The organism is Alistipes sp. An31A (genome assembly GCF_002159425.1).
Lineage (GTDB): Bacteria > Bacteroidota > Bacteroidia > Bacteroidales > Rikenellaceae > Alistipes > Alistipes excrementigallinarum.
Genome location: NZ_NFIO01000004.1, coordinates 75,043 through 89,018, shown reverse-complemented (window position 1 = coordinate 89,018; position 13,976 = coordinate 75,043). Strand labels below are relative to the sequence as shown.

General features: G+C 62.2%; 10 protein-coding genes. 7 read left to right on the top strand and 3 right to left on the bottom strand.

Translation table 11 applies throughout. The features are described 5' to 3' along the window. Nucleotide 1: 1 nt before the first annotated feature. The 6 genes from B5F90_RS05435 to B5F90_RS05410 all read left to right on the top strand — a co-directional run bounded on the left by B5F90_RS05435 (nucleotide 2) and on the right by B5F90_RS05410 (nucleotide 8,971). A complete protein-coding gene (locus B5F90_RS05435) occupies nucleotides 2–3,187 on the top strand; it encodes an efflux RND transporter permease subunit (protein ID WP_087361790.1) in 3,186 nt (1,061 codons plus the stop codon). 3 nt (nucleotides 3,188–3,190) lie between these two features. Then, a complete protein-coding gene (locus tag B5F90_RS05430; protein WP_087361789.1) occupies nucleotides 3,191–4,561 on the top strand; it encodes a TolC family protein in 1,371 nt (456 codons plus the stop codon). A 2-nt stretch (nucleotides 4,562–4,563) separates the two neighbouring features. After that, nucleotides 4,564–5,139 (top strand): TetR/AcrR family transcriptional regulator, encoded by a 576-nt coding sequence (locus B5F90_RS05425; protein WP_087361788.1) that lies wholly within the window; start codon nucleotides 4,564–4,566, stop codon nucleotides 5,137–5,139. Between the two features lie 323 nt (nucleotides 5,140–5,462). Beyond that, entirely contained in the window at nucleotides 5,463–6,746 is a 1,284-nt protein-coding gene (locus B5F90_RS05420) for an aminotransferase class I/II-fold pyridoxal phosphate-dependent enzyme (protein WP_087361787.1), read from the top strand. Then, the gene (gene metX / locus B5F90_RS05415; protein WP_087361786.1) at nucleotides 6,746–7,759 is read left to right on the top strand and encodes a homoserine O-acetyltransferase; all 1,014 of its coding nucleotides are present in this window, start codon (nucleotides 6,746–6,748) and stop codon (nucleotides 7,757–7,759) included. Before B5F90_RS05420 ends, metX begins: the two co-directional genes overlap by 1 nt. Nucleotides 7,760–7,771: 12 nt before the next feature. Continuing rightward, nucleotides 7,772–8,971, top strand: coding sequence for a homoserine dehydrogenase (locus B5F90_RS05410; RefSeq protein WP_087361785.1), 1,200 nt, complete (start codon nucleotides 7,772–7,774; stop codon nucleotides 8,969–8,971). Nucleotides 8,972–9,083: 112 nt separating this feature from the next. On the opposite strand, the gene B5F90_RS05405 is transcribed toward B5F90_RS05410, so the two are convergent. Continuing rightward, nucleotides 9,084–10,304 carry an MFS transporter gene (locus tag B5F90_RS05405; protein ID WP_087361784.1) on the bottom strand — a complete coding sequence of 407 codons (1,221 nt, stop codon included), beginning with the start codon at nucleotides 10,302–10,304 and terminating at the stop codon, nucleotides 9,084–9,086. A gap of 108 nt (nucleotides 10,305–10,412) precedes the next feature. Then, complete coding sequence (locus B5F90_RS05400; RefSeq protein ID WP_087361783.1) at nucleotides 10,413–11,861, bottom strand: FISUMP domain-containing protein; 1,449 nt, start codon at nucleotides 11,859–11,861, stop codon at nucleotides 10,413–10,415. Between the two features lie 145 nt (nucleotides 11,862–12,006). Between B5F90_RS05400 and B5F90_RS05395 the strand changes: the two genes are divergently transcribed. Continuing rightward, a complete protein-coding gene (locus B5F90_RS05395) occupies nucleotides 12,007–12,768 on the top strand; it encodes a CDGSH iron-sulfur domain-containing protein (protein WP_087361782.1) in 762 nt (253 codons plus the stop codon). A gap of 233 nt (nucleotides 12,769–13,001) precedes the next feature. Here B5F90_RS05395 and floA read toward each other — a convergent pair whose 3' ends face one another. Continuing rightward, entirely contained in the window at nucleotides 13,002–13,976 is a 975-nt protein-coding gene (floA, locus tag B5F90_RS05390) for a flotillin-like protein FloA (RefSeq protein ID WP_087361781.1), read from the bottom strand.

The following is a 13,976-nucleotide window of genomic DNA, read 5'->3' as shown; positions in this document are numbered from 1 at the left end:
CATGACACTCAAAAATTTCATAGAACGGCCCGTACTGGCGTCGGTCATCTCCATCGTCATTGTCATTGCCGGTATCATCGGCCTGGCCACGCTTCCGGTCGAGCAGTATCCCGACATTGCACCTCCGACGGTGATGGTGCGTGCCTCGTACCCGGGCGCCAGCGCCGAAACGATTCAGAAATCGGTTGTCATCCCGCTTGAGGAGGCCATCAACGGCGTGGAGGACATGACCTACATCACCTCGGCCGCCGCCGCAGGTTCCGCCTCGATTTCCATCTACTTCAAGCAGGGCACCGACCCCGACATGGCGGCCGTGAACGTGCAGAACAAGGTTTCGACGGCCACCGGACAGCTGCCTTCCGAGGTAACGCAGATTGGTGTGACCACCATGAAGCGCCAGACCTCGATGGTGAAAATCTTCTCGCTCTACAGCCCCGACGACACCTACGACGAAGGCTTCCTGGCCAACTACTCGAAAATCAACATCGAGCCCCGTATCGTCCGCATCCCGGGCGTAGGTGAGGCCTTCACGCTGGGCGCCGACTACTCGATGCGTATCTGGCTCAAGCCCGACGTCATGGCGCAGTACCGCCTCATGCCTTCGGACATCACGGCCGTGCTGGCCGAGCAGAACCTCGAGGCCTCGACCGGTTCGCTGGGTGAGAACTCGAAGAACGCCTTCCAGTATACGATGAAGTATACGGGTCGTCTGACGCAGCCCGAGGAGTTCGAGAACATCGTCATCCTGGCTCAGAACGACGGTACGATTCTCCGTCTGAAGGATGTCGCCGACATCGAGCTGGGTCGTGAGTCCTACGCCTACGTCGGCAAGACGAACGGCCACCCGGGCGTCAGCACCATGGTCTTCCAGACGGCCGGTTCGAACGCTACGGAGGTCGTCAACCAAATCAACGAGCTGCTCGACGAGGTGGAGGCCGACATGCCGAAGGGCATGGCCATCGCCCACCTGCACAGTGTGAACGACTTCCTCTTCGCCTCCATCAACGAGGTGATCAAGACCCTCATCGAGGCCATCATCCTCGTGGTGCTGGTGGTATACGTCTTCCTGCAGGATATACGCTCGACGCTGATTCCTACGGTCTCGATTTTCGTGTCGCTCATCGGTACCTTCGCCTTCCTCTCCGTTGCCGGATTCTCCATCAACCTGCTGACGCTCTTCGCGCTGGTGCTGGCAATCGGTACGGTCGTCGACGATGCCATCATTGTGGTCGAAGCGGTGCAGGCGCGCTTCGATGCCGGTTACAAATCCTCGTACATGGCCACCATCGACGCCATGTCGGGTATTACGTCTGCCATCATCACCTCGACGCTGGTCTTCATGGCGGTGTTCATCCCCGTGGCCATGATGGGCGGTACGTCCGGTGTCTTCTACACGCAGTTCGGTATTACGATGGCCGTGGCCGTCGGTATCTCGGCCATCAACGCACTGACGCTGTCGCCGGCCCTCTGCGCCCTGCTGCTGAAGCCCTACCTGGATGAGAACGGCGAGATGCGCGACAACTTCGCCGCACGCTTCCGCAAGGCCTTCAATACGATTTTCAACGCACTGATTAACAAGTACAAGCGCGGCGTGATGGTCTTCATCAAGCACAAGTGGCTGATGTGGTCGACCTTCGTCATCGCCATTGCGGCGCTCGTACTGCTGATGAACTCGACCAAGACGGGTCTTGTGCCCGACGAGGACCAGGGTACCATCATGGTCAACGTGACCACCTCGCCCGGTACGTCGCTCGAGGAGACCTACAAGGTGCTCGAGCAGGTTGCCAACCGCATCGCGGACATTCCGCAGGTGGAGAACGCCATGGAGACCGCCGGCTTCAACATGATTGCCTCGGCCGCAGGTTCCTCCTACGCCATGGGTATCGTCAAGCTGAAGAACTGGGACGAGCGTCCGAATCCCGAGGATGAGGTACACGCCGTCATCGGTCAGATTTACGCCCGCACGGCCGACATCAAGAATGCCCAGATTTTCGCCGTGGCACCCCCTATGATTTCGGGTTACGGTACGACGTCCGGTTTCTCGATGTATCTGCAGGACCGCGCCGGCGGTGAGCTCACCGACTTCTACGGCATCTTCCAGCAGTTCATCGGCGCACTCAACCAGCGTCCGGAAATCGAGCGGGCCTACTCGTCGTTCAACATCAACTTCCCGCAGTACATGGTAAGCATCGACGCGGCGAAGGCCAAACGTGCCGGCGTCTCGCCCTCGACGATTCTGTCGACCATCGCGGGATACTACGGCGGCCAGTACGCATCGTACATCAACCGCTTCTCGAAGATGTACTACGTGACGCTGCAGGCCCGTCCCGAGGACCGACTCGACGTGGAGTCGCTCAACAACATCTACGTCCGCACCGACAGCGGTGAGATGGCGCCCGTGGGAGAGTTCGTCGAACTGACGAAGGTCTACAGCTCCGACGTGCTGAACCGATTCAACCTCTACAACGCCATCTCGGTACAGGGCACCGCCGCCTCGGGCTATTCGTCGGGTGACGCCATCAACGCCATCCGCGAGGTTGCCGACCAGGTGCTCCCGAAGGGCTACGGCTACGAGTTCGACGGTATCACCCGCGAGGAGGCCCAGACGACGAGCAACACGCTCATCATCTTCGGTATCTGCCTTCTGTTCATCTACCTCATCCTGAGCGCCCTCTACGAGAGCTACCTGATTCCGTTCGCCGTCATCCTGGCCGTACCGTGCGGTCTGATGGGTTCGTTCCTTCTCGCCAAAATCATGGGTCTCGAGAACAACATCTACCTGCAGACGGGTATCATCATGCTGATTGGTCTGCTGTCGAAGACGGCCATCCTGATTACGGAGTACGCCGCCGACCGCCGCCGCGCCGGCATGAGCCTCACGCAGGCCGCCGTATCGGCCGCCAAGGCCCGTCTGCGCCCGGTTCTGATGACGGTGCTCACCTGCGTGCTGGGTATGCTCCCGCTGGTATTCTCGACCGGTGCCGGTGCCAACGGTAACGCGACCCTCGGTACGGGTGTCGTAGGCGGTATGATTGTGGGTACGCTGGCGCTGCTGATCCTCGTACCGACGCTGTTCATCGTCTTCGAAACCCTTCAGGAGAAGGTTAAACCCCTCGAGCTCGATCCCGATCCGCAGTGGTCCGTTCGCGCCGAAGTGGAAGAGGTCAAAAATGAGAAGGAGGAGTAACACATGAAAAAGATAGTTATCATCTGCCTGGCAGTCGCCATGACCGGCTGCGGCATCTACAAGCCCTATACCCGTCCCGAAATCCAGACCGACGGACTCTACGGCGACGCGGAGAGCGCCGATACGATGACTCTGGGCAATCTCCGCTGGCAGGAGGTCTTCACCGACCCGGCCCTGCAGAGCCTCATCGAGGAGGGTCTTGCCAACAACACCGACCTGCAGTCGGCACAGTGGCGCGTGAAGGAGGCCGAGGCGACGCTCAAGTCGGCACGCCTGGCCTACCTGCCGTCGTTCAACTTCGCACCGCAGGGGAGCATCAGCAGCTTCGACAACCAGAATACGACGAAGACCTACAGCATCCCCGTCACGGCAAGCTGGCAAATCGACATCTTCAACGGTCTGACCAACGCCAAGCGCAAGGCCAAGGCGCTCTACGCCCAGAGCCAGCAGTACGAGCAGGCGGTCAAAACGCAGCTCATCGCCAACATCGCCAACCTCTACTACACGCTGCTCATGCTCGACAGCCAGCAGGAGGTGACGCGTGAGACGGCCATGAAGTGGGAGCAGAGCGTCGAGACGATGCGCGCGCTGAAGGCTGCCGGCATGACCAACGAGGCGGGCGTTGCCCAGTACGAGGGCAACTACTTCGCCGTGGTGGCATCGCTGCGCGACATCGAGACCTCGATTCGTCAGACGGAGAACAGCCTCTGCTCCATCCTGGGCATCGCCCCGCAGCAGATTGAGCGCGGCAGCCTCGACGCACAGCAGCTTCCCGAGCAGATTGTCGTCGGCGTTCCGGTTCAGATGCTCTCGAACCGTCCCGACGTACGCAGCGCCGAGTATGCCCTCATGCAGGCCTACTACGCAACGAGCCAGGCCCGTTCGGCCCTCTACCCGTCGATTACGCTGAGCGGTACGGCCGGCTGGACCAACAGCGCCGGTGCCATGATTGTCAACCCGGGCAAGCTGCTGCTCACGGCAGCCGGCTCGCTGCTCCAGCCGATTTTCAACGCCGGAGCCAACCGCGCCCAGGTGAAAATCATGAAGGCACAGCAGGAGGAGGCCAAGCTCTCGTTCCAGCAGACGCTGCTCAACGCCGGTGCCGAGGTGAACAACGCCCTGACGCAGTATCAGAACGCACGGGCAAAGACCGACCTGCGCATCAACCAGATTGAGGCCATGGCCCGCGCCGTGGAGAGCACCGAACTGCTCATGCAGCACGGCTCGACGACCTATCTCGAGGTGCTGACCGCACAGCAGTCGCTGCTGTCGGCCCAGCTCTCGCAGATTGCCGACCGCTTCGATGAGATTCAGGGTGTTGTCAACCTCTACCAGGCACTTGGTGGCGGCCGCGACCTCACCGAGGAGGAGTAGTCATGAAGCGGGGAGCTACCAGAGAGGAAATCATCCGCACGACGCAGGAACTCATCTCCCGCAACGGCATCCGTGCCGTGCGGGTGGATGAGATTGCGCAGACGCTCGGCATCTCGAAACGGACGCTCTACACCATGTTCGCCGACAAGAACGAACTGGTCAACGCCTGTCTGGACGAGATGGGCCGCTCGATTCGCCGCCGCATCTCGGGCTACCGACGGCTGCGCGCCACGTCGCTCCAGAAGACCTTCCGCCTGACGAACGAATACATCGACAGCCTCTACCTGGTGGACAGCTGTTTCCTGAACGATGTGAAGCAGAAGCTCGCCTATGCCGAGCAGTATGCCGAACACCGCGTAGTTTGGGACAAGGAGCTGACCTCCATGCTCGAAAGCTGCCAGCAGGACGGATTTATCCTCACGGACCTCAATGCCGAGGCCTTTGCCGGAAGGCTTGTAAGCTCGCTCTACGAGATGCGCATCAACCAGGCATCGCGCGAGGAGCTGCAGCTCATCTGCCGGGCCCTGCTTCGGGGCGTCGCCACGCAGGAGGGCATCGACCTCATCGACCGGAGTTGATGCTCCGACATACCGGACACAGCGTTCCCGGACGGATTTGATTCCGTCCGGGAACGCTGTTTTTCGGGGCTTCGCGACAAAAAAATGCTCCGAAGTGGACAATCATACCAAAAAAAGAGTATCTTTGTCAACAAACAAGAGAAAAACCATGCGTACGAACCTTACGACCGGCAGCGCACTCCGAATGCGCTCGATGATGATGCACTCGATGTGCATGTTCCGCCGACGGTGCCGGGGGTAGGTTGTTCGCATATCCATATGAACGATAACATCCGGCCCCGAAAAGGCCGGATATTTTTTTGCAAACACAAAAACGACACGCCATGTCCAAGCAAAACTACCGATTCGAAACCCTGCAGGTGCACGCCGGCCAACGGCCCGACCCGACGACGGGAGCCTGCGCCCTGCCCATCTACCAGACCTCCTCCTACGTCTTCGACAGCGCAGCGCAGGGAGCAGCCCGCTTTGCGCTGAAGGAGGAGGGCCACATCTACACCCGCCTGAGCAACCCCACCACCGAGGTCTTCGAGCGGCGCATGGCCGCACTCGAGGGGGGAACCGATGCCGTGGCGGCCGCGTCGGGCATGGCGGCGCAGTACCTCGCCCTGGCCAATCTGGCGGAGGTGGGCGACAACATCGTCAGCACGTCGTTCCTCTACGGCGGCACCTTCAGCCAGTTCAAACATACGCTCTCACGCATGGGCGTCGAGGTGCGCTTCGCCTCGGGCGACTCGCTGCAGAGCATCGCCTCACTCATCGACCAGCGTACGAAGGCCATCTATCTGGAGACCATCGGCAACCCCGAATTCAACATTCCGGATTTCGAGCCGATTGCCAAGCTGGCCCACCGCCACGGCATCGCGCTGGTGGTCGACAACACCTTCGGCGCCGGAGGCTACCTCTGCCGGCCCATCGAGTGGGGAGCCAACGTCGTGACGCACTCGGCCACCAAGTGGATAGGGGGCCACGGCACGAGTCTGGGCGGCGTGGTCATCGACGGCGGCAACTTCGACTGGGGCAACGGCCGCTATCCGGCGCTGAGCGAGCCCTCGGAGGGGTACCACGGCTACAACTTCTGGCGCGAATGCGGACCGAAGGCCTTTGCCGTGCGGACACGCTGCGAGGGGCTGCGCGACATCGGCTCCTGCATCAGCCCCTTCAACGCCTTCCTGCTGACGCAGGGGCTGGAGACCCTCTCGCTGCGCGTGCAGCGCTGCGTGGACAACGCGCTCGAAATCGCCTCGTGGTTGGAGCGCCATCCCAAGGTCGAGCAGGTGAGCTACCCGGGCCTCAAAAGCAGCAAATACCACGCGCTTGCATGCAAATACCTGCGCAACGGCTTCGGCGGCGTACTGACCTTCCGCGTACGGGGCAATGCGGCGCAGGCGGCGAAAATCGTCGACAACCTCCACCTCATCAGCCATCTGGCCAACGTCGGCGACACGAAGACGCTGCTGATTCATCCCGCCTCGACCACCCATGCGCAGCTCAACGAGCAGGAGCTCGTCGCCTCGGGTGTCTATCCCAACCTGCTGCGCCTCTCGCTCGGCATCGAACACGTCGAGGATATCCGCGAAGATTTGAACGAAGCCCTCAAGCACCTCTGATGGAAGCCCTGCATTTCGAATACGACGCCCCCTTCACGCTGGAGTCGGGCGCAACGCTCCCCCGGCTGACGATTGCCTACCACACCTACGGGCAGTTCTCTCCCTCGCGGGACAATGTCATCTGGGTCTGCCACGCCCTGACGGCCAACTCCGAGGTAGCCGACTGGTGGCCCCACACGGTCGAGCAGGGGCGCTTTCTCGACCCGTCGCGCCACTTCATTGTCTGCGCCAACATCCTCGGGTCGCACTACGGCACGACGGGGCCGCTCCACACAAATCCCGCAACCGGCCGGCCCTACTACGGCACGTTTCCCAACTTCACCATCCGCGACATGGTCCGCGCCCACCGGCTGCTGGCCGATGCGCTGGGCATCGGAGGCATCGCAGCGCTCATCGGCAGTTCGGTCGGAGGCTTCCAGGCCGTGGAGTGGGCCGTCGAAGAGCCGTCGCGTATCGAGCGGCTCGCGCTGATAGCCACAGCGGCCAAGGCCTCGCCGTGGTGCATCGCCATCGACGAGACGCAGCGCATGGCCATCGAGGCCGACCCGACGTTCGGCCAGCCGCGCGACGATGCCGGACGGGCGGGCATGGCGGCCGCCCGCGCCATCGGGCTGCTCACCTACCGGGGCGGCAGCGGCTACAACCGCACGCAGCAGGACCCCGACGGGACGACCCTGCCGCACCGCGCCTCGACCTACCAGCGCTATCAGGGCGAAAAGCTCTGCCGCCGCTACAACGCCTACTCCTACCACGCCATCCTCAATGCCTTCGACACGCACGACGTGGGGCGCGGACGGGGCGGGGTAGAGGCCGCCCTTGCGCGCATCAAGGCCCGGACGCTGGTGGTCGGCATCACGACCGACCTCGTATTCACGCCCGCCGAGATGCACTGGTTGGCCGACCGGATACCCGGCAGCCGCTACGGCGAAATCGTCTCGGAGTTCGGCCACGACGGCTTTCTGGTCGAGCACGAACAGCTCAACGCGCTGCTCTATCCATTTGTAAACAATTAAAAACAGAACGATATGAAAAAAATCAACATCGGACTCTTCGGCTTCGGCGTGGTCGGACAGGGCATCTACGAGGTGGTCCGCAAGGCGAAGAACGCCAATGCCGAGATTGTCAAAATCTGCGTCCGCTCGCTCGATAAGCCGCGCTCAATCGAGCGCTCCTGGTTCACCGACTCGCCCGACGAGATTCTCTCCAACCCCGACATCAACCTCATCGTCGAGGTGATTGACGACCCGGCGGCTGCCTACGACATCGTCAAGTCGGCGCTGCTGAAGAGGATTCCCGTCGTCTCGGGCAACAAGACGATGCTGGCGCACCACCTGCCCGAGCTCATCGAAATCCAGAAGACGCACCACGTCGCGCTGCTCTACGACGCCTCGTCGTGCGGCTCGATTCCCGTCATCCGCAACCTCGAGGAGTACTACGACAACGACCTGCTGCTCGAGGTGAAGGGCATTCTCAACGGCTCGTCGAACTACATCCTCTCGCGCGTCTTCGACCACAGCGACACCTACGCCCACGCGCTGGCGCAGGCCCAGGAGCTCGGCTTCGCCGAGAGCGACCCCTCGTTCGACATCGAGGGCTACGACTCGCTCTTCAAGCTGGTCATCATCACGGTCCACGCACTGGGAGTCTACGTCGCCCCGGAGCGGATTTTCACCTACGGCATCTCGACCATTCACGAGTCGGACATCCGCTACGCCCGCGAGAAGGGGGTCAAAATCAAGCTGGTGGCCCAGGTGGTCAAGGTGAGCGACGAACACTTCACGATGTTCGTCATGCCGGAGTTCGTCACCCCCGACAAGTACATCTACAGCGTCGACGACGAGTACAACGGCGTGGTCATCCGCGGCGAGTGCTACGACCGACAGTTCATGTTCGGCAAGGGGGCGGGAAGCCTTCCGACCGCCTCGTCTATTCTGAGCGACATCATGGCCCGGCAGCACGACTACCGCTACGAGTACAAGAAGCAGAACTACCTCCAGCTGCCCGAATACACGACCGACATCCCGCTGCGCATCTACGTCCGCTATTCGGCGACCAACATCCCGCATATCCTCGACTTCGAGAAGATTCACGAGGAGTACTACTGCGCCGAGAGCAGCTACGTCATCGGCGACGTCACGCTCGCCGAGCTGCTCCGCAAGCGCGAGCAGCTCAACGGCCACGATGTCTTCATGGCCAACATTCCGCTCTTCTTCCAGAACAACTGACCCCTGCGGGGCCAGCGTGGGGCGGACACCTCACGGCTCTGAAACGGACGAGGGGGGCGGGAATCCCGGTTGTGGATTCCCGCCCCCTTGTCTCCGTTGTGCGACAGACGGCTCAGGGCTGCCTTTTTGCGTAGTAGGAGCTGTCGAGGCCGAGGGCGAAGCTGTCGCGCCACCGCCATGCCGCACCGGCAAGCAGCGCCGCCACGACGGCACTAAAGAGGAAGGGAAAGCGCTCTCCGCCCAGATGCACGAGCCCGAAGAGGTGCTCCAGGGGGTCCATCACGAAGGGGCAGAGCACGACGGCCAGGTAGTTCATCGCCATGACGAGCGACAAGGCGAGCGTCGAGGTGCGGGGCGGTCCGACGATGGCCGCCTTGTCGTAGATGAGCGGCTGCATCACCCCATAGCCGAAACCGGCAAGCAGGCAGCCCGTCACGAGCATCGCCCGGCTGCCGAAGCTGCCGATACAGGCCAGACCGACGGCAATAAGCAGCAGCGACACGACGTTGACCCGCTGCCGAAGCAGCTGGATGGTCCGTCTGAGCAGGAATCCGGGCAGCATGATGGCCAGAAAGAACAACGAGATGAGCACTCCCGAGAGCGAATCCTTCAGCCCGCGGGCCTCGACCAGAAACGAGACGTAGTAGGTCACCGTAAGCACCAGGAAGGTGATGGCGAAGTAGAGCGCCATCACCCCGGCCAGCTTGCGCCAGTCGATGGAGGTGTGCTTGAGCTGGTCGCTCTGCGGCGGCTCGGCGGCCGCCGGTGTGCGGCGCAGCAGAAAGACGGCCGCAAAGGAGATGCCCGGCAGCGTATAGACCAGAAAGGGGAGGTGCCACTCGATGTTGGCCAGATAGCCGGCCAGCGCCGTGGCCAGCACGAGCGTCAGGTTGTTGATGGCCGAGCTGTAACCCAACTGCCGGACGCGGTAGTCGCCCGTGAAGTAGTCGACCACAAGTCCCGTCGAGAGGGGAATCACCATGCCGGCACCCACGCCCAGGAGCGAACTGATGACAATCAGCTCGGTCATGCTCCCTGCAAAGAGGCAGGCCACGCCGCTCAGGAAGAAGAGCGCAAGCCCCGTGGCCAGGAGCGTGAACTTGTTGCGCCGTTCGGAAATTTTACCCGACAGCAGCACGAAGGGGATGACGAGCAGCGACGGAAGCGACGTGAGCATCTGAATCTCGAGGTCGGTGGCATGGGGAAAGATGCGGTTCATGTCGCCCAGAATGGGGGAGACGGCCAGCCCCGGCAGCGAGGCGACGGCCGAGACGGACCAGATGGCAAGCAGCGCCGAGAGCGGAATGGGCCCTTTGCCGGTTCGGATTTTCATGGTTGCGGGATTTTCGGGCCGTAACCGCAACTGTCATACCAAAAAGCGGAAGCGGCCCCATGGGGCCGCTTCCGCGTCGTTTTGTCCGATTCCGTCGCTTCGGAGCGGCTACTGCTCCTTCACGCAGCGGACCGGCATGCCGTTGGCACGGTAGTGGGCCACCGAAGGCTCCACACCGCTCGCCGCCACATCCTTCTTGTTGAAGTAGAAATAGAAGGCCGCCGATTGGGCATTGGTCAGCGCATCGGCCGTCCAGTAGAGACCCACCCAGGGCTGCGCCTCGAGCGCCTCGTTGCGCGATTCGGGCAGCGGGTTGTAGACATTCTGGAACTTGCCGTCGGTATAGACGCGGCGTCCGGCGCCCATGAAGAGCATCGTCGCCGTGCCGTCGGTCAGCTCCCAGCCGTATTTATCCATGTAATCCGTGGCAGAGCCCGACTTGTCGGCAATCGAAAGTCCCGCAAAGGCATCGGCCGAGGGGACGTGCCACCCCTTGGGGCAGGGGTCGTAGAGGCTCTTCGACGAGGAGTTCCACAGCTCCTCGGAGTGCGAGGCATAGAGCCAGTCGTAGCGCGACTGCTCGACACCGAGCAGGAAGCAGAGCGGCTGCCGCGAGGCATAATCCAGCGTTCCCTTCGTTGCATCGGAGGCTTCGAACGCATTGTAGACGCGCTTAGCATTGCCGTCATACATCGCCTCGCTGCTGCCCATCGAGAAGTTGTAGGCGCTCGGGCCGATGAAGGGCTCCTTGCGGCCCCACTGGTAGTAGAGTCCGTAGGATTCAAGGATTTCGTCCGTCGTCGCGTTGGAGTTGTTCATGGCGCCCAGATTGCTGCCCATGACCGTCGTACCGTTGGCCAGCGTGACGGCCTTGCCCACGGGGTCGTAGCCGGTAATCCAGATATGCCACGTCCATAGCAGCGTTCCCGCGGCATCGTAGGCGCCGAGCAGCACGTTGCCCTGCTTGATTTGCGTCTCGTCATCGTCCTCCGCACCAACGTAGAAGCTCACCTTGCCGTCACGCAGATTGAGGTACTGCAGCAGCCCCGACTCGGTCTGCCAGACCACCTCCACCTTGGCCGTGGGCATCATCTCGGAGGTTTCGCCGCGCAGCGTCGCGTCGAACGAGTAGTTGGTATTGGGCCGGGTCACCACGAAGCAGTTGGCCTGCTGCGTCGAAAGGTCATCGGTAGCGGCAATCGCCACGTAGAGCGTCGCCGAGACATACCCTCCGCCGGTCGTACGACCCGAGAGGATGAGGTTGCCCGACTCGACATGCTCCTCGTCGATGACCGACGGGGCGGTCACGCGCAGCGTCCCGGTCGAGAGGTCGGCCTCGGCCGTCCAGCCGCCCGGGAGGTTGGAAAATGAGATGGAGCTGACGTTCGAGGTTGTGAGGCCTACCGTTCCGGTGCCACCCGGCTCCTCGATGAAAAGCGCCGACTGGCTGAGGACCATACGGCCCGAATCACCATCCTTGCTGCAGGAGACGAACGATGCCGCCGCAACGACAAGCAGTACGACCCATCGGATACTCTGTTCGAAAAAACTCTTCATGTGCGTTGGAAAAATCATTTTTCAACTTCGAAAATTCACGCAAAGATACCAAAAAGCGGCGTATTTCCTACTGCCCCTTCCGAATATTTGCATTCGGGAACAATTATTGCCGCCTCTCTTCTAACGAATTCTAAATCCTCATAGTATGTCGGACCACAAAATTGAACCTACGAAAAAAGACAACCCGGCCGACCGCTACGGTGTCGTGGTGACGGAAAAGGGGCCCTATCTGGTCTATGGACGGCCGCCTCTGAACCTGCAGAGCATCCGCCTCGGGCCGCGTCCGGGCGGTCCCGGATTCGAAGAGGGGACCCGCTTCGAGATGCGGACCGACCCCACGGCGCTCTGCCGCTGCGGCGCCTCGCGCCGCAAGCCCTATTGCGACGGCACGCACGCCACGACGGCCTGGGACCCGACGCTCACAGCACCCATGCAGGAGACCACGGCGGGACGCACCGTCATCGAGGGGGCGACGCTCACGCTCGAGGATAATCCGCGCCGCTGCACGCTGGCCCGCTTCTGCCAGGCCGAGGGCGACGTGCGCTCGCTTGTCGGGCGCTCCGACGAGCCGGAGTCCCGCCGGCGAGCCGTCCACGAGGCGGAGCTCTGCCCCGGAGGCCGCCTCACGGCGCGCGACCGTCAGAGCGGCGAGCCCTTCGAAATCCTCTACGAGCCGAGTCTCGGGCTGATTGAGGCCCCCTCCATCGGGGCCAGCGGCGGATTGTGGCTGCGCGGCGGCATTACGCTCCGACGCGAAGACGGGCGCACCTACGCCGCACGCAACCGCGTCGTGCTCTGCCGCTGCGGACGTTCGGCCGACAAACCCTTCTGCGACGGCACGCACGCCTCCGTCAAATGGCGGGACGGGCTCGAAGAGCGCGTCCCGGAGCCCGCAACGGAAGGGTAGCGGAAGGGCAGGACTGTCGTGCCGGTCGTGCCGGCCCAAAGACAGCTGCCGGCAAAATGGAGTCAGCCAACCGGGCCGACAGGCGGAGCGACCAGCCCAAAGGCAGCGGCCCGGCTACCCAACTAAAAGCGGCTGTCCACTCGGACAGCAGCCCAAATAAGCCCGTAACAAAAGCGCCGGGCGGATGATTCTCCTCATCCGCCCGGCGTTTTGCTGTCGATGGTCCAGCAGGCCTATTTCTTGGTCTCGGGGCGCGCGATGGACTCCCGCATGGCGGTATCGGCCATCACGTTCTTCATCTTGTAGTAGTCCATGATGCCCAGATTGCCGTTGCGGAACGCCTCGGCCATGGCCAGCGGCACCTCCGCCTCGGCCAGAATCACCTTGGCGCGGGCCTCCTGCGCCTTGGCCTTGTTCTCCTGTTCGAGCGCAACGGCCATGGCCCTCCGCTCCTCGGCCTTGGCCTGGGCGATGTTCTTGTCGGCCTCGGCCTGGTCCATCTGGAGCTGGGCGCCGATATTCTTGCCCACGTCGATGTCGGCGATGTCAATCGAGAGTATCTCGAAGGCCGTTCCGGCATCGAGCCCCTTGTCCAGCACCACGCGCGAGATGGAGTCGGGATTCTCCAGCACGATTTTGTGCGTCTCGGCCGAGCCAATCGAGGAGACGATACCCTCGCCCACACGGGCCAGCACGGTCTCTTCGCCCGCACCGCCAACCAGCTGCTTGATGTTGGCACGCACGGTGACGCGCGCCTTGGCGATGAGCTGGATGCCGTCCTTGGCCACCGCGGCGACCGGAGGCGTATTGATGACCTTCGGGTTGACCGACATCTGCACCGCCTCGAAGACGTCGCGACCCGCCAGGTCGATGGCCGTCGCCATCTTGAAGTCGAGCATGATGTTGGCCTTCTGGGCCGATACGAGCGCGTGCACAACATTCGTGACGTTGCCGCCGGCCAGGTAGTGCGCCTCCAGCTCGTTGGGGTCCAGATGCAGCCCCGCCTTCGTCCCCTCAATCATCGAGGAGACGATTGTCGAAGGGGGAACCTTGCGCCAGCGCATCAGAATCAGCTGCAGCAGGCTGATGCGCACGCCCGACACCAGAGCCGAGAACCACAGCCCCACAGGGATGAAGTAGAAAACCAGCCAGATGGCCAGCAGGCAGACGAATACGATGAGGATGATGATACCCGATTGCAAATCCAT